The sequence below is a fragment of the Soonwooa sp. T0.1_25 genome (assembly GCF_057652215.1).
Genome location: NZ_JBYFBZ010000010.1, coordinates 26,583 through 47,614, shown reverse-complemented (window position 1 = coordinate 47,614; position 21,032 = coordinate 26,583). Strand labels below are relative to the sequence as shown.

The following is a 21,032-nucleotide window of genomic DNA, read 5'->3' as shown; positions in this document are numbered from 1 at the left end:
TTTCGGTTTACATGACAGATGTTAATGGTGAGTCGCAAAGCAAAGAGTCAACCATAAATGTTGGTGATTTAAAAGCTAAACTAGAGCTCGACATTCCTGAAAAAAGACTTCAAAGCGAATGGAATCAACTAAAAATTTCGGCTACCAATCTTAATGATCAAAATATTGAAAAGAAAGGAAATCTTAAGGTTACAAAACTATTAACAGAAGATAAAATTCTGCAACCAAAATATATTGCACAAGCACGTTACAATAGATATTACACACCAAAAAATAATGATAAAGAACTCAACTATTCTATTTATTACAAAGAATTGTTTGATGTTTACTTTCCCTGCATCAGTTATTACGGTTTGGAAGTGAATAAACCTATTCAAAAAGTTGAAAATATATTTTCAAAAAACTTTACTACTGGTGACACTGAAGACATCAAACTCAGCAAAAATACACAAGCCGGAAAATATCTTATAGAAGCCGAATCTATCATTGATCGTGATACTATAAAATCATTTAAAATTGTTGACATCCTTGATGATAAAACTTTAAAAAACGGAATCCCTACTTACTTTGCAATGCAAGTTGATAAATCATCGTACAAAGTTGGCGAAAAAGCAACAATTAGTTTTCTAACCGATTTTAAAGAAGGTTTTGTTAATTATCGTTTTATTAAAAACAATATTCCGGAAAACTTCCAACAAATCGCCATCAAAAACGGGAAAACCGACATTAATTATACCTTCACAGATAAGGATATCAAAAAATCCATAGCTATAGAATATGACTTTATCCACGATACAGACTTTGCAAAAGCATTGATTGCCTTTGATGCTAAAGAAAATATCGACCGAGAACTAGAAAGCACCACCGAAGTTTTTCGGAATAAAATCCAACCTGGCGTTCCAGAAAAGTGGATCTTGACAATTAAAGGTAAGGATAAAGACAAAATAAATGCAGAAGTTCTGGCGACAATGCATGACGCTTCATTAGATCAGTTCGAGAAAAATGAATTTCGCTTTACGCTCTACATTCCTCAAAACAATGGACTTTACCGATATTACCGTTATGATCGTTACAATCCTAGCATGGACGATTTTTTTGGTGACCTGCAAAGTCTAAGTAGTGAAAACGAGAATTTTTATAAAACAAAATATAATCTAAAAGAAGGAACATTATATCCGACGCCCAATGCGCCTATTTTTAATTACACGGATATTAGAGACCGTCGAGAGTCTTTATCGCGTCCACTTGCGAGTATGGCGCAAAAGGATGCATCCATTGAAGAAATTGTTGTAACAGGCTATGCAGGAAAAAAATCGGAACCGACTGCAGCAGTCACAATCATTGATGGTAAAATCCTCAACAAAGCAATTTGTGAAGATGAAATCGCTGAGATTAAAAAGTTAATTCCAGAAGAAGCGGTGGCAATTTATGGTCAAGAAGCGGCTGGCGGAGCGACGGTAATCATTACAAAACAAGCTTTACAACAAGAGCTTCTCAACAACGTTAAAGCCAGAACCAACCTTAATGAAACTGCGTTTTTTATGCCAAATCTTTACACAGATTCGGACGAAAATATCAAGTTAGAGTTCACTTCGCAAGAAGCATTAACACAATGGAAACTTTTACTTCTTGCGCACACCAAAGATCTTAAAACAGGCTCTGCAAACTTACTATACACAAACGCAAAAAGAGTTGATGATTACACCGAATTCGCCGCGATTTTTAAGACAAGACGACAAAATACAATTATCAACACAGCTTGATAATCTTTCGGATAAAGACCTTTCGACGGATGTTATGTTACAGTTTTTTGACGCGTCAACCAACGAAGTTTTGGACTCTGCTTTTGTAAATACAAATAATTTAAGAAAGATTAAAATCGGTGCTAAAGCTTCGGCAGAAATCAATTGGGACATGAAAGTTCCGAAAGCTATGGACAATGTTAGCTACCGATTTTTTGCAAAAAGTCAAAATTTTTCGGATGGAGAAGAAAATACAATTCCTATTCTAGCAAACCGAATGTTGGTAAAGGAAACGCTTCCGATTTTCATTAAAGAAGGACAAAACAGAATTTTCACAATGAATTCTTTGTTTAATGACACACCAACTTCGGTCTCTAACTTTAATCTAACGGTTGAGATGACGACCAATCCGCTTTGGTTTGCGGTGATTTCGATTCCGTATCTTAGAACTTATCCGCACGAATTTTCAAAACAGCTTTTCAGTCGACTTTACGGAAATATGTTATCGACTTACATCCTGAATTCGTCACCGAAGATTAAAAAGATCTTTGATGAATTTAATGCTAAAGAAACGCCAACCAATCCACTTGAAGCCAATCAAGAATTGAATATCAGTTAAAAGCGAATAACATTGGCGAATTTTCGGATGGTATTACAACATTTCAAAATATGTATACACCAGCAATGAGCGCACATACAGAAGGAGAACATGTAACGATTGTAAAATAATTTTAGAACTTGGATAAAAACTTTTCTTAAATTTTTGAAATCACTAACTTTGAAATTCAATTTTATAAAACAATGAAAATCCTCATCATCAACGGTCCCAATCTTAATCTTTTGGGCACACGCGAACCCAACATTTATGGTTCCGAAACTATGGAAGCGCGTCTTGATTTATTAAAAAAAGAATTCGCGGATGATGAGATTTTGTTTTATCAATCCAACATCGAAGGCGAAATTATCAACCGCTTACAAGAAGATGATTTTGATGCTTTGGTGATTAATCCAGGAGCCTTTACACATTATTCTTTTGCGATTGCTGATTGTTTAAAAAATATTTCGAAACCGAAAGTAGAAGTGCACATTAGCAATATTTACAAAAGAGAAGAATTCCGAAAAAAGTCGGTAACAGCCGAACAATGCGACGCCGTCCTCAGCGGTTTTGGCATGAAAGGCTATCAACTCGCTATCCAAAGTTTAAAATAAATAAAAAAGAATCTCGATTGAGATTCTTTTTTATTCATATAACTAAGGCTTTATTAAAATTTAATCTTCAACTTTAATAAAAAACTTACCAATTGGATTTCCCGAAGCCATATTGTTTTTAGAAATTACCAACCAATATTCGCCTTTTTGTGGGGTTTTGTAATCAACCGTTTGGCTGAAAGGCCCATCAAAAGTATTATCAGGTTTTCTGATCTGATTGATACGGATGTTCATATCGGCTTGGTCAGGTTTAATAAAAGCTTTCAGTGTTGGTTTATCATAATTCAGAAGTCTTAAAATAATTTGCTGATCTTGCAATTTAACTTCTTCAACTAATTTTATCGGTAATTTGCTCGCATCTACATCGACGATAAATTGGTTAGTTTCCGTTTTCCTGTCTAAGACCATCGAAAGACTATCTATAGGTTTTTCGACTGTTGTCACGGTATCCCGTTGTACATCTTCAGGAGTCTTTTCAGTATCTTTTTTACAAGAAACGAAAGCCAGCAAGACAAAGCTTAGAATTGAAAGATTAAGGTTTTTGCTTAGATAATGTTTCATAATAAATGTTTTTTGAGAGAAAACTTGAGTTGGCGGTTTCCGCAAAATAGTAACTCGTTGTATACTTTTCAAAATTTGGATCGACTTCTTTTAAAATATCATCATTAAAGTTAAGACTTTTCAAATAATCGAAACTTCCCTTATTATTCTCCAAGTTATATCGCGTCGACAAGCTTCCCCAATTGACCACACTACAAGCCAAAACCATTCCATAAAATGCCCAAAGCATCGTATTCACTAAGAAAAGATTGGTTTTTCGTTTATAGATTTTATAAAAAGTAAAAGCCAATCCTAGCAAAGCCATCAACAAAAATCCAAAAACACCAAGTCTTTTGTAAGTCAAACCGAATTCTGTAACATATTCTAAATTTTTAATTAATGCTGAAAATACCAAAAGCATATTGAGCAAAATCCAGATGTACACTAATCGACGTAACCAAACTGCTTGATTATCAAAGTTAAAATTTGATTTAAAGTAAAACATAATCACCAAAACCGCCATAACGATACTTAAGATGACAGCATTAACGCGTTCGTGTGTTGCGCCAGAGAGTTCGGCTGCAGAAGATTCGCCAACATAAAATTGTTCATAATTAAAACTGAACAAAAAGAAAACAAGCATCACGTTTAATAACAATAAAGAAACAACACCACTCAAACGCTCAAGGTTTAAATCTAAAAAATCGAAAGTCGGTTTTTGCGCAATATCTTCGTTTACAAAATCATTTCTAAAATGATGATTCGACGAATAAATAAAACTTGGGATGGTAATATTCCAAACATTAAAAGCGATAAAAAAACCAAGAAAACTTATAGCAAGAACTTCGTAGATATTAAAATTAAAATTGATGTTCCCAAAAAAGATGGCAAAAGTGTCGCTTCCATAAGTGTAAATCGCAAAAAACACCATTAAAAAAGCACTCGGAATAACCACAACTGCCAAAACTTTCTGTACACATATCTCGGTGTTGGTTTTCGGAAGCCATTCTTTAAATGAAAAAAATCGAAACGGAAAACTTAAGCCTTGCCACATTGCGAGCGGAATGGTCAAAATTGGTTTTAGCTCTTTTGACAACGAAAATAATCGAAGTAAAAACACTGATATTACAATCGCAAAAAATGAGATAAAATAACCATAGTAAGCAAATGCACCACAAGAAACCAAACTAAAAATTAGCATGACTTTTAGTCGTTCGAATCTTAAAAATTTTGGTGTTAAAGCATAAATCACAATCGAGTAAACGGCTCCCAACAAAGCTAAATTGATTCCCGCAGATTCGTCGTAGAACAGTAGGAAAAACATAATGCTAAAGCATAAAATTAAATGTATTTTTTTCATTTTTAAATTATTTAAAAGTTAAATAAAATATGATGATGTAAAAGAGAAATACAATTGGAAAATTGCAACAAAGCAAGATTTGTGTTTTAATGAAACCTTCTTTCTTTTCGGGAAAAACAAAGAGCATGACAGCGAAAAATAATAGAAAACAAATCGTCACAATCATATTAATTGGAATTAAAATCACAACGAAAAAAAGCCAGTTCGTCAGGTAAAATATGTTTCAATGCGCAACATAGGACGCCTAGAATCTAACAAATTTTCACCTAAAGAATCATAGATTTATTTATAAAACAAAGTACTTTGTATTTCAAAGTTTTTAGATAAAAAAAATATACTATTTCCCCAGCATCGCTTCCAAAGCATCAATATGCTTCTGGAAAGCTTCTCTCCCAACTTGCGTTACACGATATGATGTGCGCGGACGTTTACCTACAAATTCTTTTTTAATCTCGATGTAAGCACTCTTCTCCAAAGCCGAACTGTGACTCGCTAAATTACCATCGGTGATATTCAGCAATTTTTTCATTTCGTTAAAATCTACCCAGTCATTGACGATCAGCACCGACATGATCCCAAGTCGTACCCTACTTTCAAATTCTTTATTGAGTAAGTTAATATTAAGCATTTTTTAAAATATTAACAATTCTAAACCTATTTCGAATCTTATTTTTTATACATCATTAAACCGTAAACAATATGCAAAACGCCAAAGCCAATTGCCCAAAACAGCAATCCGTAACCTAAAAAGAATAAGGACAACAATCCCAAAACAATTTCGGAAATCCCTAAATATTTAACATCTGTCAAAGTATAACGTTCCGCATTGACCAAAGCCAATCCATAAAATATCAAAGTTGCTGGTGCGATCATCGCAAAATAATGTTGATAAATAAGGCCTAGAGAAAACAGTCCTCCTGTAACCAACGGAATTGCAAAATTAATCAATAAACGTTTTGTCGTGGCATCCCAAATTTTTTGATTCTGTTGTTTAGATTTACGAGCAGTAAAAAAATATCCAAAAAACAAAGCAACCAATAAAATTCCTAAACCTATTAAAAATAGTTTTTTGATAAAGTGGAATTCGTACACGCCTCCAGAATTATCAAAATAAGAAATATCTTTACTTTGAAAAACTTGATGACCAAAAAAAGCACCTACCAAAGCGGTTATTCCAGCGAAAACACCTGACAAACCGCTCAAAGAAATGAATCGAGAACTACGCTCCATCATTTGACGGATGTGTTGCAAATCGTTTTGAATATTATTTGACTCCATATAAAGCACTTTGAAATAGAAAGTTAATAATTAAAATGAAAGTCCAAAATAAATTTTGAACTTCTTATAATTTTAAAACTAATCAACTATAAATCAGCTACTTTATTTCCTATTTTATAAACCGTTCCTCGGAAAGTCGCCATCAACTCTTCATCTTGATTCTTAACAGAAATCTCATAAACGGCAGTTTTTCTAGTTTCGTTTAGCAAAATACTTTCTGCGGAAAGCGTATCACCAAGGCGAACTGCTTTCATAAAGTTGATATAACAGTTAAGCGCCACCGCAGCATCGCCCTTAGTATTTGATGAAAAAGCCAAAGCCGAATCCGCCAACGAAAACGTTACACCACCATGGACGGTTTTAAGACCATTAATCATTTCTGCTTTTATTGACATTTTGATAAGGCAATAATTTTCTTTAACATCAACCAATTCAACACCCATCCATTGCGAAAATGCATCTTGCGAATAAAGTTTTTGCGCTTCTTCAAAATAAGGATTACTCATACTATTTCCCAATGTAATTTGGCTTGCGCTTTTCTAAGAAAGCTGTAATTCCTTCTCTAAAATCGTGCGACTGCGCCGCAGATTGTTGATAAATCGACTCTAGATCCAATTGTTCTTTCAACGTGTTAGATTCTGCTTCGAAGAAAGCTTTCTTTGTTAGACCAATCGCTTTAGTTGCCGCAAAAGAAAGATGTCCAAGGATTTCAAAAGACTTCTCTGCAAATTCTGCATCTGGGAAAACATCAGCAATCATTCCTAATTTTTTGGCTTCCATTGCTGGCACTTTTTTACCAGTAAAAGCTAGATAACTCGCCAATTGATGACCGACAAGTCGTGGCAAATAATAAGTTCCCGCAGTATCAGGAATCAATCCAATATTTGCAAAAGCTAAAGAAAAATAAGCGCTTTCTGTCGCCAAAGTAAAATCTGTAATCAAGGCTAACATCGCTCCAGCGCCAACTGCGGGACCATTAACTAAAGAGATAATTGGTTTTTTAGAATGCGTAATCGCCTCGACCAACGGATTGTAATAATCAATAACGATTCTTTGGATTTCGCGGTCATCATCAACATGATCTTTAAGATCAACGGCATCTTTTAAGTTTTGACCCGCGCAAAAAGCTTTTCCACGCCCAGAAATCGCGATACATCTAACTGTTTCATCTTTTCCGAAAGCTTCAACCGCAGAACGTAATTCTCTTAACATCACTTTATTCAAGCTGTTAAAAACTTCTGGCTGATTAAGAAATATAACTTGTAATCTCCCGTCAAAGTGGGATTCAACTTCAAATTGTGTGTACATACCAACAGGGTTTTCCCAAAGATAAAACTATTTGCAGACTTACAAAACCTGAATAAAGAAATTAAAACGCAAAACATAGTTTAAAACATCATCTTCAAAACCTCGTTACCACATATCAGTGATTTCACAAAATTCCCTCTTGCAATTCATCTCTGAGAAAAATCCCAATTTGCCCATCAGAAAACTCACCTGCAACAAAATTTACAGATTTTTCTTGCGTAGGTATTTCATATTCTTTAAAACGGTATTGATGATGTTTGGTAGGATGCAAAACTTCCACATTACGATCATAGCAATGCCAATAGTGGTTCCAAATATTAAGACCTTGCACTCTAAATTCTTTATCAACTTCGATAAACGAAGCAAATTTCCAATTTTTCATACTACTAATTTTCAGAGTTTAACAATATTCTAATTTACAATTTATCTTTAAAAATAATTTAGCATCAATCTAAATTAGACGTCAAAATTTCACATGATAATATTAAAACGGCATTCGGTCTATTAATGCTGCCTAAATAAATAGTCTGATTTTTAGAAAAGCCCACTAACAAAAGATATTTGAAGTATTGACCGACTGAAAACCTCACAAAAACAATCAATTCGGAAATTTTGTCAAGTTAAACTTAGGTTAAATTTTAATATTTCGGAAATTTTGGCCTAATTTTAGTGAATTTCATAAAAGAACGGTTTTTGCAGATGAAGATTTAGAATTAATGATTGAATTTAGAATTTGAGTTTTAGATGACAATATCAGATTCTGAAAAGATAATTTAAAACTCACATTTTAAGAATAAAAATTGAATACTAATTAAAACACATAACATAATATGAACTTAAATCAATACACAGTAAAATCACAAGAAGCCATCCAAGCTGCACAACAAGTAGCAGTGGAGTTTGGCAACCAACAGATCGAACCGCAACATCTTTTGGAGGGAATCTTCCAAGTGGATGAAAATATATCGCCTTTCCTTTTGAAAAAATCCGAAGCTGACGCCGATTTGATAAGAGTCCGAAACCGCGAAAGCATCGAGAAACTTCCAAAAGTTGAAGGTGGAAACATTTATCTTTCTCAAACTGCAAACAAAGTATTGCTGGACGCACCAAATATTGCGAAGAAAATGGGCGATGAGTTCGTAACCATCGAGCATCTTTGGTTGTCTTTAATTGAAGTAAATTCTCCAGTTTCGCAAATGTTAAAAGACATGGGCGTTACGAAAAGCCTTTTGGAAGGCGGAATTAAAGAACTTCGTAAAGGTTCGAAAGCAACTTCTGCAAGTTCTGAGGAAACTTATCAAAGTTTAAATAAATACGCAAAAAACTTTAACGAACTTGCTGCCGAAGGAAAATTAGACCCCGTTATCGGTCGTGACGAAGAAATCCGTAGAGTTTTGCAAATTCTTTCGAGACGAACCAAAAACAATCCAATCCTTATCGGGGAACCTGGAGTTGGTAAAACGGCGATTGCAGAAGGAATTGCACACAGAATTATTTCGGGTGACGTACCAGAAAACTTGATGGATAAAACCCTTTATTCTTTGGATATGGGAGCTTTGATTGCTGGCGCAAAATACAAAGGAGAATTCGAAGAGCGTTTGAAATCGGTAGTGAATGAAGTAACGAAATCTGATGGACAAATCATCCTTTTCATCGACGAAATCCACACTTTGGTTGGCGCTGGAGGAGGCGAAGGTGCGATGGATGCTGCAAATATTTTGAAACCTGCTTTAGCAAGAGGAGAACTGAGAGCAATTGGTGCTACAACTTTGAATGAATATCAAAAATATTTTGAAAAAGATAAAGCCCTTGAAAGACGTTTCCAAAAGGTTATGGTGGAAGAACCAGATACCGAATCGGCAATTTCCATTCTTCGCGGAATTAAAGATAAATACGAAGCGCATCATAAAGTACGAATAAAAGATGAGGCGATCATTGCGGCTGTAGAAATGTCTCAGCGTTATATTTCTGACCGATTTTTACCCGATAAAGCCATCGACTTGATTGATGAAGCTTCTGCAAAATTGAGAATGGAAATCAATTCAAAACCTGAGGAATTGGACGTTTTGGATAGAAAAATCATGCAAATGGAAATCGAATTGGCGGCTATTTCGAGAGAAGGCAACCAAACGAAAATCGATCATTTAAAGGAAGATTTGGCGAAAATCACAGAACAAAGAAATGATATTAATGCAAAATGGTTAAAAGAAAAACAAAAATCTGAAGATTTAACCAGCATTAAAAAAGAAATAGAAGCGCTAAAATTAGAAGCTGAACGTGCTTCAAGAGCAGGTGATTACGCAAAAGTTGCCGAAATACAATACGGAAAACTTCGCGAAAAAGAAGATCAACTTAAAAAGGTGGAATTGGAAATGCAAAACCATCAAAATGAATTGATTAAAGAAGAAGTAACTTCTGAAAATATCGCGGAAGTGATTGGAAAATGGACTGGAATTCCGGTAACCAAATTAATTCAATCCGAAAGAGAAAAATTATTGCACTTAGAAGACGAATTGCACAAACGTGTGGTTGGTCAAGACGAAGCAATACAAGCCGTTGCAGACGCAATCAGAAGAAACAGAGCTGGCTTAAGCGACGATAAAAAACCAATTGGTTCGTTCTTGTTTTTAGGAACAACAGGTGTCGGTAAAACCGAGTTGGCGAAAGCCTTAGCAGAATTGCTTTTCGATGACGAAAACAACATGACGAGAATTGATATGAGCGAATATCAGGAGCGTCACAGCGTTTCTCGTTTGGTTGGTGCGCCTCCAGGATACGTTGGTTACGATGAAGGCGGACAATTGACGGAAGCTGTAAGAAGAAGACCTTATTCTGTGGTGCTTTTGGACGAAATCGAAAAAGCGCATCCCGATGTTTTCAACACGCTGTTGCAGGTTTTGGACGATGGTCGCTTAACCGATAATAAAGGTCGCGTCGTGAATTTCAAGAATTCGATAATCATTATGACTTCGAATTTAGGTTCGCATTTAATTCAAGAAAACTTTGAGAAATTAGATGACAACAATTTCGATGAAGTTCTTGACAAAACAAGAGAAGAAGTTTTCGACCTTTTAAAACAAAGTTTAAGACCAGAATTCTTGAACAGAATTGATGAAATCGTATTGTTCCAACCTTTAACCAAAAAGAATATCGGAAAAATCGTACAGTATCAATTGCGAGGTTTGAATTCACTTTTGGCTCAACGAAATATTATTTTAACGGCAACTCAAGATGCTTTGGATTATTTGATGAACAAAGGTTACGACCCTGTTTTCGGAGCACGACCTTTGAAAAGAGTAATTCAGCAAGATGTTTTGAACAAATTGTCTAAAGAAATCTTAGCCGGAAACGTGAACGACGGCGATAGAATTACAATGGATTATTTCCCAGAAACTGGTTTGGTTTTCAGACCGACAGAATAAAACAAATGGTTTCTGATCGAAGCCTAAGAATATATTAAACTAGAAAAACCTCAGCTATTTAGCCGAGGTTTTTAATTTTAATATGGTTTGCAATCTATTTTACATTCACTAGTTCTACATCAAAAATAAGAGTAGATCCTCCAGGAATAGCATCACCCATATCTTGATCCCCATAAGCCAAATCCGAAGGAATATAAAATGTGTATTTAGCGCCTTTGCTCATCAACTGAATACCTTCTGTCCAACCTTTAATCACTTGATCCAAGTGTATATCCACTGGTGCTCCTCCATTTTTGTCGGTAGAGTCGAACACAGTTCCATCCAACAATTTACCAGTATATTTTACTAAAACAACGCTGGTTGCCGTCGGTTTTGTTTTACCGTCACCTTCTTGCAAAACTTCATATTGCAAACCAGAAGCAGTAGTTTTTACATTAGCATTGGTTTTATTCTTTGCAAGAAATTCTAGACCTTTATTCTTGTTCTCACCTGCTTTTGCTGATTCTTGAGACATTTTTTTCTCACCTTGCTTCTGCATAAAATTCTGCAAAAAAGTGTTCATATCTTCAGCGGGCAACAATTTTGGCTTTCCATCCATTTCTTCTTTAATAGCTCTAGCTAAAAGATCTGCATCTACTTTAAAACCTTCTTGCTTCATATTTTGAGCAATGCTCAAACCAATATAATAAGATGCTTTTTGATCATCTGTATATTTGTCAGCACCTTGTTTCTCCTTATGCGCACAAGAAATACTGAATACTGCTAAAACAAATAGCGCTATAGCTTGTTTTTTCATTTAAAAATATTTTATTTAAAATTAAGCGTTTGAATAATAGCCGCAAATTTATCATTTAATATAGAAACTCCTCTATTTACACTCAATTTTCTATTATTAAGAATCCCCGCGAAAAAATACATGTTGACTATTTCTATTAAAAATATTTTTTTTTTATAGATAGCAGAAAACATAATTTGAGGTTATGTTTTTTTCAAATCAAATAATCAAAAAGAGTTTTGAAATTTTCAAAGCTATATTTTTATTTTTTTATTAAATTTGGAAAAACTAAAAAAAGCTTTGAAGTTAAATTATTTTTAATAGCATTTAATTTCAAATTACGCAAAAAACTAAAACCTAGAAAACCATGAGAAAAGCAATAAATCTTATTAGCTTTTGTAGTTGCTTGCTGTACAACGCTCAAACTAAAGACAGCATCAGTACACAAAACCAAAAACTTTCTGAATTTAATAATTCTCAAAAAACATTTTTTCAAAATCCTTGGGTAAAACGATCTGTCGCGCCGAGTATTCTATTTGTGGCTTCAGCAGCGACTTGGAACCAACGCGAAAGTATAAGAGAATATCGAAACCGTTATCTTCCCAACTTCAAAGTTCCTTATGATGATTATTTACAATACGCACCAGCAGTAACTGTATATGGACTAAAATTAGCAGGCGTTAAAGGACGGAATAATATTGGCCGCGCAACGCTTTCATACGCTACAAGTTTAGCAATAATGGGCATTCTTGTCAATACCATCAAATACACTGCAAAGGTCGAGCGCCCAGATGCTTCAAAAAACAATTCGTTTCCGTCGGGTCATACCGCCATGGCTTTTACTAATGCAACTTTTTTACATAAAGAATATGGCTTGGTTAATCCTGCTTACAGTATAGCCGGTTATAGCGCAGCAACTTTTACAGGTCTTGGACGTAGTTTTAATAACAGACATTGGTTACCAGATATACTGACTGGCGCAGGCATTGGAATATTATCTACAGAGTTGGGTTATTTTTTCATTAATAAATTTTATAAAAATGATGGTGATAATATTGGAATTTTGAGTTATATACAAGGAAATGAAAACCCTTCTTTTTTAGCATTAAAATCTGGAGCGTCCTTCGCAACAACTAACTTTTTAAAACAATCTGGCCTTAGCCAAAAGAAAACTGTCGGTTTCGAAGGAGGATTAGAAGGTGCTTACTTCTTCAGTACAAGTTGGGGCGTGGGAGGAGAGTTTTCTTTTAACACCTTTCCTGTTCGGTCTGTTAAACTACCGACTGACGATCCCGATTTACAAAATCTAAATATCGCTACAGAGTCAATTGGTTTACTCAATGTTTCTGTTGGACCATACTTCGCTCATGACATTACAAAAGATTTGCAGTTAAGGTTAAAAGCAAATGTTGGTTATTCTAAAGCAGCGACTGGAAAAATATTTGCAGAATTTGATGATATGGATGAAAGCCCAACGCAACAAAAATTACATCTTGCAAGCTACATCCCATCCAATGCTTTGCGCATCGGGACTGGTCTCGATTTAACATATAAATTTTGTGATGAATTAGGAATAACCGCTTACGCAGACTATTATCGTACTTCTTCAAAAATCACATATAAATTTGAAGAGCCTGTACTTGACGAAATAGAAATGGCGCAAGAACTTAATAATGCTTCGGCTCAAGAAAACATTTCTTACCTGAGTTTAGGACTAAAGCTAACGGCTTATTTTTAAAATAAAAAACGCACTTAAAGTTAATAAGTGCGTTTTTTTTTAGATTAAATTTAATTTAGAAACTTATAATGTCTTTTGGTTATCTATTGGTGTGTAGTCCATAAAAAGACCGACATCCAATTCTATAGATTTTACTTTTTTATTGGACGGAATATTTAAAAGCAACTGTTTTTGATTTTTCTCCCAAACCTCAGGCGTGTAGTGTTTTGATTCTGTTGTGTTATCATCAAATTTTAAAAGCACGTCGAACGGAATCGCAAATCCACCAACATTGTCAATCGTTAAAGCAATCGAGTTATTATTTTGAAAAACCGAATTAATTTTTAAATCAATATAGTAATTGCTGTAAAACCAATTGTTCCAAAACCAATTAAGATTCTTGCCAGAACCTGCATTCATCGAGTTAAAATAATCCCACGGAATTGGATGCTTCCCATTCCAATTGTCCATATAATGATGCAATGCTTTCTTAAATAACACATCACCCAAATAATCTTTCAGCGCTAGATAGGACATCGCCGATTTAACATAAGCGTTTGTCCCGTAACCAGAACCTGAAAGTTGTGACGTCAACGAAATTAATGGTTGATCTTGCTCTGTCGAAGGATCGTTAATCCAACGTTTTACACGAAAATTTTTAAAAAACTTTTCAGCTGCTTCTTTTCCAGAATGATCGATCCCGATGAGATATTCTAAAGTCGTTGCCCAACCTTCGTCCATAAATGCATAACGCGTTTCGTTAATTCCCATGTAAAAAGGGAAATAAGTATGCGCAATCTCGTGATCAGCGGTTAGCCTCGCATCTTGAAAATCATCAGGAATACTGGTGTCATTAATCATCATCGGATATTCCATATCAGCGTAACCTTGTATCGCCGTCATTGCATTGTACGGATATTCGACACCTGGCCAGTTTTTGGAAAACCAATCGATGTTGTAGCGCATCCAACCCGTATATTGTTCAAAATCTTTAGCGCCAACTTTATAACCAGCTTGCACACTGACACGTTTTGACTTTAGCTTGACGCTCGATGCATCCCAAACATAATGATTACTCAATGCAAATGTAAAATCTGGAATATGATTGGCTTTGAACTTCCAAACATTCCAATCATTTTGCTTAGTTACCAAACCTGACTTCATCTCAGACTCGTTGGCAACATGGATAATTTTGTCAGATTTAAGAGATTCTTGATAACGTTTTAAAAATGTTTTTTGAAGAACTTCTTCTGGATTTAAAAAATCTCCCGTTGACCAAACAACATAATTTTTAGGGGCAGAGACCTCAAAACTATAATCATTAAAATCATTGTAAAACTCTTGTCTATCCGAGTGCGCCAACATATCCCAACCATTGTAATCATCATACACCGATATTCGCGGATAAGAATAAGCAACATAAAATGTGTTAGGATCGATTTGTCCTTCTCTTCCACTTTCAACAGATAGCGGATATTCCCAGTCGATTTTTATTTCGGATTTAGAATTTGCAGCCAATGCTTTATTTAATTTAACAGAAGTCACTGTTCCAAAATCCGAGCTTAGATCATATTTTTCACCATTTATAATTAATGATTTTATAGTAAGTCCAACGCTTAGATAATCTTTAGAAACGTAACCATCACGTGGCGATTGCGGTTTATGAACATTATTAACAAATCGAATTGCTAAAGTTTTCAGCTCATCTGGACTGTTATTAGAATACGAAATCGTCTCCGAACCCAATACGATTTTAGTATCAGCATTTACTTTTATTTTAATATCATAAACGCCTTTGTTTTGCCAATAGCTCTTCCCAGGCTTTCCAGAAACATCACGAGTTCCTTTTTCGTAAGCTTTCTTAATATTTCTAGGCATGTAAAGCTCTTGCGCCGAAACTTGCCACAGCATAGCAACAACTGCAAAACTGCTGATTAACTTCTTCATAAAATCTATTTATTAAATAACAAAATTAAGATTTTTTATAAGCTTAAAAATCAGAACAAATAATATGGTTTACTAATATAATTTTGCGCTTTTTAAAACCAATTAACATTAAATACTGTTGTAAAAACAGCTGTCAAACAAGTTTATTATTAATTAAATTAATTTTTTAATGAAAATTTATCAAATAAAAAATAGTTTTTCGTGAATTTACAATATATTTAGCGCCGTTAATTTTATTTTGACAAAAGACGATTAAAGCTAATAACATTAACAAACTTTTAAAATAAATCAAGAAAAATAAAAAGGAACCTAACTTAAAAATGAAATATATGACAACAAAATTCTATGCCTTAGCATGTGTATTGGCATTATGAAGTGTCAACGCACAGTGTAAAAGAATCTTCCGCACCAGCAATGCTCCGCAGAAAAGAAGTTTTTCTCAGAATTCTCCCTTTAACTTGGAGGCTAATAAAACTAATGGAACGCAATTGCTCTTAAGTAAAATCTAGATGGTAAATTTGTAGAATCCGAAAAAACCTGGACAAGACTTTCATCATTACAATATTAGAACGATTCTTATGTAATTGATGAAAACAATTTTTTAGGCATGGGATTTAATGACTGGACACCTGTTAACATATTATACGAGATGTTATCTGGTGAACCTCATCCATATGTAGAAAAGACAAATGGTCAAAATATTATCGTCTACGGAGATAATATTATGGAACAACAGAAGTATTTTCGACAGCTAATGTCAATATTTTCCCAAATCCTGCAACCGATCTTATCAACTTCAAAAATGCGGATAAAGTTTCAAGAACAGAAATCTACAATACTGCGGGACAGATTGTAATCTCAACAACAGACAAAGAAATCAATGTAAGAAAACTTGCGAAAGGAACTTACATTGTAAAACAAATCTTAACGGACGGAAGTGCAGCAAGCAGCAAGTTTATTAAGAAATAACAAATAAGAAAGGCTATCAGATTTGATAGCCTTTCTTTTAATATTAAATATCTTTTTCTTCGAGAGATTTTATAAGATTCGATTTCATTTTTGTAAAAGCATAATCTTTAGCTTCTGCAAAGGATAAGCGATATTTTTTATCAAAATCTTGTAACTCGTTCGGAAAGTCCATCAAAAGCTTATCATAAAATTTATCCAAAACCTCATCGGTTGGCATTTTGTACGAAATTTTGATTTGGAATCGTCGTAACAAAGCAATATCAATAATCTCGGGATGATTGGTCGCAGCTATCAAAAGTGCTTTGTCTGGAAAATTATCCACCAACTGTATCATCGCATTCACCAATCGTCGCATTTCCCCAACATCGTGATCGTCGTTGCCGCGAGATTTTCCTAAATGATCGAACTCATCCAAAAATAAAACCGCTTTGTCGCGTTCAGCTTTTTCAAAAACTAGTTTTAGATTTTTTGCCGTTTCACCAATTCTTGCAGACACAAAAGTGCTGAGGTCAAGAATCATCAAAGGCTTGTTAAGTTGCGTTGCAATTGCTTTCGCCGTCATCGTTTTGCCACAACCAGAATGTCCAGACAAGAGCAATTTGTTATTAACAGGAAGATTGTATTTTCGGAGTTCGTCGATGTATTTATATTCTTTTAGAAGTTGAAGAAGTTCGTCTCTATTAGCTTCTTTCAGAACAACATCGTCCAAGGTAACTTGTTCTCGATCAAAAATTACAAGGTCTAAAATATTCATTTACAAAAACAAAAAATATTGCGCATTTATTAAGTTATAAAAATACGTAATTTCAAGGTTTAGAATTCCGAAACTTACAGGTTTAGTTTTAACATTCTTTCGTTTATTGTTATAGAAAATAAAAAAAGACAGCCGAAGCTGCCTTTAAAAAGTGTTTAATTTACTAATTTAATTCTTTGTAAACGTCAATGTGTGGCCAGCTTGCGTTATGTCAAAACTTTTCTTGTCTTTTGCAAATTTGAAACTGATTTCGGCCATTTCAAAAACAAAAACATCGTCGCCATTGTAACTTAACGGAAACGCAGGTTGATCTCCCAATTTTGCCATTAAATTTCCACCGTCAGCTGATAACACAAACTTAACTGGAATTTGTTTACTGCTAAAAGTGCCAGTATAATCGCTAATATTTATTTTTTCGGTAGCTTTTGCAGCATCCATTTTAAAAACATTATTTGACAGATTAACATCTGGAAGATTTCCTTTAGGATCAAGGCTTACCGACGTTATTTCTTTGGTTGTTGGCGCTTTGAAAGTCCATTCTGTATTTCTTCTCCAAACATCAACTGGCAGATTAACTGCTTGAGTCGTTCCGTCTTTATACTTGACTTCCATCGTAACAGGCATCGCCATTTTTTCTAAATTAGAAATCGAAATCATTGCCCCTTGCGCAGCATCGTTATTTACATATTTAACATTGGTAATCGCTTGATCCAACTTCCAATTATTCTGGATCCAGCTTCTCCAGAACCAACCCAAATCTTCACCAGCAACATTCTCCATCGTTCTGTAGAAATCGTCTGGCGCAGGATGTTTAAACGCCCAACGATCAACATATTCTCTAAAAGCTTTATCAAAACGTTCGGCACCCAAAACATTATCACGCAAAACCTTTAACGCTGCACCTGGCTTATAGTAAAGCAATGCCCCAATACTTGCTTCTCGCATATTATCTGGCGCAGTATCAACTGGTTCTAGACGTTCATTAAACAAGAAATTTGTCATATTTCTAATACTCGGGTTTTTGTAATATTCTCCTTTATTAAACGCTTGCGTCGAAAGGTCATTAATAAATGTGTTGAAACCTTCGTCCATCCAACCATGTTTACGCTCGTTAGAACCAACAATCATCGGAAACCAAGTATGACCAAACTCGTGATCGGTCACACCCCAAAGATTACTCCCCTTTGCGGTATATTCACAGAAAACAATCCCTGGATATTCCATACCGTTGGTAATCCCTGCAACGTTAACCGCAGCCGGATAAGGAAACTCAAACCACTGTTTAGAATAATGTTCTATAGAAGCTTTTGTATATTCTGTCGAACGCGACCAAGCATCCTGACCATCACTTTCTACTGGATAAGCCGAAATTGCTAGGGATTTTTTTCCCGATGGCAAGTTGATTCTCGCTGCATCCAAAATAAACGCCGAAGACGCCGCAAATGCAAAATCGCGACTTTGGTTCATTTTGAATTTCCAAGTTTTTGTTCCTGTACTTTTCGTAGCCGTATTTGCTTCCGCCGCCGAACGAATTGTCACCGTCTTTTCGCTATTTGCTGCTTCGTTCCATTTTTTATTTTGTTCGGCAGTGTATACATCTTTTTGATTTAATAATTCACCAGAACCAACAACATAAAGATTATTAGGTGCCGTGATACTAACATCAAAATTTCCGTATTCTAAATAAAATTCAGACGGCCCAAGATATGGTATTGTGTTCCAACCTCTAAGATCATCATACACTGCAACACGCGGATACCACTGCGCAATTGTGAAAATTTTACCGTTTTTAGTTTGTAAAACGCCCATTCTGTCCGCACCATTTTCTGGCGAAATAAAAGAATATTCAATAGTAATTTTAGCGTTACCTCCATTAGCTTTTAATTCTTTTGGGAAATCAACTTGCATTTGCGCATCGTTAATCGTGTATTTAGCGTCCTTCCCGTCCACTTTAACAGATTTAATCGTATAACCTCCATCAAAAGTAGAACTACTAGAACCGTATCTCGAATTAGTTGTCGGAATCATCGAACTTCCACGAGAATCTTTTTTAAATAAATTTTGATCCAATTGAAACCAAATAAATTTCAGAGCATCAGGACTATTGTTGGTATAAGAAACTTCTGCCGAACCAGTAAATTTATTCTGCGTATCATCTAAAGTAATATTCAGATTATAGTTAACCGCTTGTTGCCAATATTTAGGTCCCGGTTGCCCGCTTGCTGAACGGAATTCGGTGCCGTTTGTTGTATAGAAAGGTTCTTTAAAAACATCTTTATAATCGTAATTCCCACTTTGTTGAGCCAAAACATTTGCGCTAAACAGAAATGTCGCCGCGATTGCAATGCTTGATAAAAATTTAATTTTCATTAAAATATTTTAAAATTGGTTGATTAAAACTTATGATTGTTACAAGAACGACCTCTAGCAAAGTTATAAATAAAAAACTTCTCCATTTCTGAAGAAGTTTTTATTTTTATTTTAGAAACCTAAATTATCCGTTCTTTTTAGCTTTGATCATCGCTTCTAGCATATCCCACATTTCTGTTGGGATTTGGTCGAGCATATTAAATTGTCCTGCGCCTTGCAACCACTCGCCGCCGTCGATAGTAATAACTTCGCCATTAACATAAGCCGAAAAATCTGAAACTAGATAAGCAGCTAAATTCGCTAATTCTTGATGATCGCCAACGCGACGCAATGGTACTTTTTTGGTCATATCGAATTTCTCTTGTAAATCTCCCGGAAGCAATCTATCCCAAGCACCTTTGGTCGGGAATGGTCCTGGCGCGATGGCATTACTACGGATTCCGTATTTTGCCCACTCAACTGCCAAACTTCTTGTCATCGCCAAAACTCCTGCTTTTGCAGTAGCTGACGGAACAACATAAGCCGAACCAGTCCACGCATAAGTCGTTACAATATTAAGAACAGTTCCTTTAGTTTTAGAATCGATCCAGTGTTTCCCGATAGAAAGTGTACAGTTTTTGGAACCTTTCAAAACGATGTCGATAATCGTGTCAAATGCATTTGCAGAAAGTCTTTCAGTTGGACTGATAAAGTTACCCGCCGCATTGTTAAGCAAAATATCAATCTTGCCAAATTCTTTTAGCGCTGCTTCTTTCATTGCTTCGACCTCATCGTAATTTCTAACATCGCAAGCAACTGCAAGGACTTTTCCGCCAGTTTCGGCTTCGAGTTCTTTTGCTGTGTTTTGAAGTTTTTCAAGGTTACGAGATGTTATTACAACCTTAGCTCCTAATTGTAGAAAATATTTGGTCATGGCTTTTCCTAAACCACTTCCACCACCTGTAACGATGGCAACTTTATCTTTTAATGCGTCTTCGCGAAGCATTGGTTCTGCATAATTCATAAAATGTATTTATAATTTTGAAGTTTAAAGTTATGAATATTTCTTCGATCTGTGAGGATTTCTATTATTCGACAAATAGTGTTTCGGGGCAGAATCTGCGCCCCGAGCTGAGTGGAGCTCATTTTGTGGAGCGCAGCGGAGCAAAATAGCGGGAACGGAGCGCGGAAAAGGCGCCCAAATAAATTTTGTTTTATACATTTGATTAAAAATATATCCGCAAATTATGAAGCAACGCCTAAATATGCCGACTGTCGCGCCTGCAGCTTACAAAGCAATGATCGCATTGGATGCAACAATGTCAACATTTTTCCTAAACAACACTCAAAAAGAATTGATCAAAATAAGAGCGTCTTAAATTAATGGTTGTGCCTTTTGCATCGATATGCACACAAAAGATGCCTTAAAATGTGGCGAAACACCACAACGAATTTTTCTGTTAAACGCATGGTGGGAAACGACTTTGTAAACCGAAGAGGAAAAAGTGATGCTGAAAATGACAGAGGAAACTTACCAAAACGCAAAAAAATTATTTGATAACAAACAAATTGCAGAGATCATTATGGCAATCAACATCATTAAAGCTTGGAACCGAATTGGTATTAGCAAGCATTTGCAAATTCCAAAGTAATTTTTTTCTT

Annotated in this window: 19 protein-coding genes and 1 pseudogene; 8 read left to right on the top strand and 12 right to left on the bottom strand. The window is 35.1% G+C overall.

Annotated elements, in window-relative coordinates; all coding sequences use genetic code 11:
- The first annotated feature begins 11 nt into the window (after nucleotides 1-11).
- The 3 genes from AC23MB_RS11705 to AC23MB_RS11695 all read left to right on the top strand — a co-directional run bounded on the left by AC23MB_RS11705 (nucleotide 12) and on the right by AC23MB_RS11695 (nucleotide 2,951).
- Nucleotides 12-1,763, top strand: coding sequence for a hypothetical protein (locus AC23MB_RS11705; protein WP_487787334.1), 1,752 nt, complete (start codon nucleotides 12-14; stop codon nucleotides 1,761-1,763).
- Nucleotides 1,696-2,361 (top strand): hypothetical protein, encoded by a 666-nt coding sequence (locus AC23MB_RS11700; protein ID WP_487787333.1) that lies wholly within the window; start codon nucleotides 1,696-1,698, stop codon nucleotides 2,359-2,361. Before AC23MB_RS11705 ends, AC23MB_RS11700 begins: the two co-directional genes overlap by 68 nt.
- A gap of 182 nt (nucleotides 2,362-2,543) precedes the next feature.
- Nucleotides 2,544-2,951 (top strand): type II 3-dehydroquinate dehydratase, encoded by a 408-nt coding sequence (locus AC23MB_RS11695; protein ID WP_487787332.1) that lies wholly within the window; start codon nucleotides 2,544-2,546, stop codon nucleotides 2,949-2,951.
- A gap of 60 nt (nucleotides 2,952-3,011) precedes the next feature.
- Here AC23MB_RS11695 and AC23MB_RS11690 read toward each other — a convergent pair whose 3' ends face one another.
- The 7 genes from AC23MB_RS11690 to AC23MB_RS11660 all read right to left on the bottom strand — a co-directional run bounded on the left by AC23MB_RS11690 (nucleotide 3,012) and on the right by AC23MB_RS11660 (nucleotide 7,819).
- Nucleotides 3,012-3,512 carry a hypothetical protein gene (locus AC23MB_RS11690; RefSeq protein ID WP_487787331.1) on the bottom strand — a complete coding sequence of 167 codons (501 nt, stop codon included), beginning with the start codon at nucleotides 3,510-3,512 and terminating at the stop codon, nucleotides 3,012-3,014.
- Nucleotides 3,484-4,851 carry a DUF4153 domain-containing protein gene (locus AC23MB_RS11685; protein WP_487787330.1) on the bottom strand — a complete coding sequence of 456 codons (1,368 nt, stop codon included), beginning with the start codon at nucleotides 4,849-4,851 and terminating at the stop codon, nucleotides 3,484-3,486. The genes AC23MB_RS11690 and AC23MB_RS11685 overlap by 29 nt, the downstream gene beginning before the upstream one ends.
- Nucleotides 4,852-5,188: 337 nt before the next feature.
- Nucleotides 5,189-5,479, bottom strand: coding sequence for a winged helix-turn-helix domain-containing protein (locus AC23MB_RS11680; protein ID WP_313028747.1), 291 nt, complete (start codon nucleotides 5,477-5,479; stop codon nucleotides 5,189-5,191).
- Nucleotides 5,480-5,517: 38 nt separating this feature from the next.
- Complete coding sequence (locus tag AC23MB_RS11675) at nucleotides 5,518-6,129, bottom strand: hypothetical protein (RefSeq protein WP_487787329.1); 612 nt, start codon at nucleotides 6,127-6,129, stop codon at nucleotides 5,518-5,520.
- An 86-nt stretch (nucleotides 6,130-6,215) separates the two neighbouring features.
- Entirely contained in the window at nucleotides 6,216-6,635 is a 420-nt protein-coding gene (locus AC23MB_RS11670; protein ID WP_487787328.1) for a PaaI family thioesterase, read from the bottom strand.
- Nucleotide 6,636: 1 nt separating this feature from the next.
- Nucleotides 6,637-7,437, bottom strand: a complete 801-nt coding sequence (locus tag AC23MB_RS11665; RefSeq protein WP_487787327.1) for an enoyl-CoA hydratase-related protein — start codon at nucleotides 7,435-7,437, stop codon at nucleotides 6,637-6,639.
- A 124-nt stretch (nucleotides 7,438-7,561) separates the two neighbouring features.
- Entirely contained in the window at nucleotides 7,562-7,819 is a 258-nt protein-coding gene (locus tag AC23MB_RS11660; RefSeq protein WP_313028740.1) for a hypothetical protein, read from the bottom strand.
- Nucleotides 7,820-8,267: 448 nt separating this feature from the next.
- On the opposite strand from AC23MB_RS11660, the gene clpB reads away from it, so the two are divergent.
- Nucleotides 8,268-10,859: an ATP-dependent chaperone ClpB gene (clpB, locus tag AC23MB_RS11655; RefSeq protein ID WP_487787326.1), complete on the top strand. Its 2,592-nt coding sequence runs from the start codon at nucleotides 8,268-8,270 to the stop codon at nucleotides 10,857-10,859.
- A gap of 94 nt (nucleotides 10,860-10,953) precedes the next feature.
- Here clpB and bamJ read toward each other — a convergent pair whose 3' ends face one another.
- Entirely contained in the window at nucleotides 10,954-11,655 is a 702-nt protein-coding gene (bamJ, locus tag AC23MB_RS11650) for a BamJ family beta-barrel-assembly machinery protein (RefSeq protein ID WP_313028734.1), read from the bottom strand.
- Nucleotides 11,656-12,001: 346 nt separating this feature from the next.
- Here bamJ and AC23MB_RS11645 point away from each other — a divergent pair, with 346 nt between their 5' ends.
- Complete coding sequence (locus AC23MB_RS11645; protein ID WP_487787325.1) at nucleotides 12,002-13,372, top strand: phosphatase PAP2 family protein; 1,371 nt, start codon at nucleotides 12,002-12,004, stop codon at nucleotides 13,370-13,372.
- A 63-nt stretch (nucleotides 13,373-13,435) separates the two neighbouring features.
- Here AC23MB_RS11645 and AC23MB_RS11640 read toward each other — a convergent pair whose 3' ends face one another.
- Nucleotides 13,436-15,298: a M1 family metallopeptidase gene (locus AC23MB_RS11640; protein WP_487787324.1), complete on the bottom strand. Its 1,863-nt coding sequence runs from the start codon at nucleotides 15,296-15,298 to the stop codon at nucleotides 13,436-13,438.
- A gap of 607 nt (nucleotides 15,299-15,905) precedes the next feature.
- On the opposite strand from AC23MB_RS11640, the gene AC23MB_RS11635 reads away from it, so the two are divergent.
- Complete coding sequence (locus AC23MB_RS11635) at nucleotides 15,906-16,154, top strand: hypothetical protein (protein ID WP_487787323.1); 249 nt, start codon at nucleotides 15,906-15,908, stop codon at nucleotides 16,152-16,154.
- Nucleotides 16,061-16,267: a T9SS type A sorting domain-containing protein gene (locus tag AC23MB_RS11630; RefSeq protein WP_409529544.1), complete on the top strand. Its 207-nt coding sequence runs from the start codon at nucleotides 16,061-16,063 to the stop codon at nucleotides 16,265-16,267. The genes AC23MB_RS11635 and AC23MB_RS11630 overlap by 94 nt, the downstream gene beginning before the upstream one ends.
- A 43-nt stretch (nucleotides 16,268-16,310) precedes the next feature.
- Here the strand turns inward: AC23MB_RS11630 and AC23MB_RS11625 are convergent, their stop codons facing one another.
- From AC23MB_RS11625 to AC23MB_RS11615, 3 genes are all read right to left on the bottom strand, one after another.
- A complete protein-coding gene (locus AC23MB_RS11625; protein WP_487787322.1) occupies nucleotides 16,311-17,021 on the bottom strand; it encodes an AAA family ATPase in 711 nt (236 codons plus the stop codon).
- Between the two features lie 168 nt (nucleotides 17,022-17,189).
- A complete protein-coding gene (locus AC23MB_RS11620) occupies nucleotides 17,190-19,391 on the bottom strand; it encodes a M1 family metallopeptidase (protein WP_487787321.1) in 2,202 nt (733 codons plus the stop codon).
- Between the two features lie 124 nt (nucleotides 19,392-19,515).
- Entirely contained in the window at nucleotides 19,516-20,394 is an 879-nt protein-coding gene (locus AC23MB_RS11615; protein ID WP_313028723.1) for an SDR family oxidoreductase, read from the bottom strand.
- A 223-nt stretch (nucleotides 20,395-20,617) separates the two neighbouring features.
- Here AC23MB_RS11615 and AC23MB_RS11610 point away from each other — a divergent pair.
- Nucleotides 20,618-21,022 (top strand): annotated as a pseudogene (locus AC23MB_RS11610) (carboxymuconolactone decarboxylase family protein).
- Nucleotides 21,023-21,032 lie beyond the last annotated feature (10 nt).

Excerpts from the sequence above, each read along its gene's own strand:
- AC23MB_RS11705 (WP_487787334.1), top strand. The coding sequence starts at position 12 with ATGACAGATGTTAATGGTGAGTCGCAAAGCAAAGAGTCAACCATAAAT.
- AC23MB_RS11700 (WP_487787333.1), top strand. The coding sequence starts at position 1,696 with ATGATTACACCGAATTCGCCGCGATTTTTAAGACAAGACGACAAAATA.
- AC23MB_RS11695 (WP_487787332.1), top strand. The coding sequence starts at position 2,544 with ATGAAAATCCTCATCATCAACGGTCCCAATCTTAATCTTTTGGGCACA.
- AC23MB_RS11690 (WP_487787331.1), bottom strand. The coding sequence starts at position 3,512 with ATGAAACATTATCTAAGCAAAAACCTTAATCTTTCAATTCTAAGCTTT.
- AC23MB_RS11685 (WP_487787330.1), bottom strand. The coding sequence starts at position 4,851 with ATGAAAAAAATACATTTAATTTTATGCTTTAGCATTATGTTTTTCCTA.
- AC23MB_RS11680 (WP_313028747.1), bottom strand. The coding sequence starts at position 5,479 with ATGCTTAATATTAACTTACTCAATAAAGAATTTGAAAGTAGGGTACGA.
- AC23MB_RS11675 (WP_487787329.1), bottom strand. The coding sequence starts at position 6,129 with ATGGAGTCAAATAATATTCAAAACGATTTGCAACACATCCGTCAAATG.
- AC23MB_RS11670 (WP_487787328.1), bottom strand. The coding sequence starts at position 6,635 with ATGAGTAATCCTTATTTTGAAGAAGCGCAAAAACTTTATTCGCAAGAT.
- AC23MB_RS11665 (WP_487787327.1), bottom strand. The coding sequence starts at position 7,437 with ATGTACACACAATTTGAAGTTGAATCCCACTTTGACGGGAGATTACAA.
- AC23MB_RS11660 (WP_313028740.1), bottom strand. The coding sequence starts at position 7,819 with ATGAAAAATTGGAAATTTGCTTCGTTTATCGAAGTTGATAAAGAATTT.
- clpB (WP_487787326.1), top strand. The coding sequence starts at position 8,268 with ATGAACTTAAATCAATACACAGTAAAATCACAAGAAGCCATCCAAGCT.
- bamJ (WP_313028734.1), bottom strand. The coding sequence starts at position 11,655 with ATGAAAAAACAAGCTATAGCGCTATTTGTTTTAGCAGTATTCAGTATT.
- AC23MB_RS11645 (WP_487787325.1), top strand. The coding sequence starts at position 12,002 with ATGAGAAAAGCAATAAATCTTATTAGCTTTTGTAGTTGCTTGCTGTAC.
- AC23MB_RS11640 (WP_487787324.1), bottom strand. The coding sequence starts at position 15,298 with ATGAAGAAGTTAATCAGCAGTTTTGCAGTTGTTGCTATGCTGTGGCAA.
- AC23MB_RS11635 (WP_487787323.1), top strand. The coding sequence starts at position 15,906 with ATGGGATTTAATGACTGGACACCTGTTAACATATTATACGAGATGTTA.
- AC23MB_RS11625 (WP_487787322.1), bottom strand. The coding sequence starts at position 17,021 with ATGAATATTTTAGACCTTGTAATTTTTGATCGAGAACAAGTTACCTTG.
- AC23MB_RS11620 (WP_487787321.1), bottom strand. The coding sequence starts at position 19,391 with ATGAAAATTAAATTTTTATCAAGCATTGCAATCGCGGCGACATTTCTG.
- AC23MB_RS11615 (WP_313028723.1), bottom strand. The coding sequence starts at position 20,394 with ATGAATTATGCAGAACCAATGCTTCGCGAAGACGCATTAAAAGATAAA.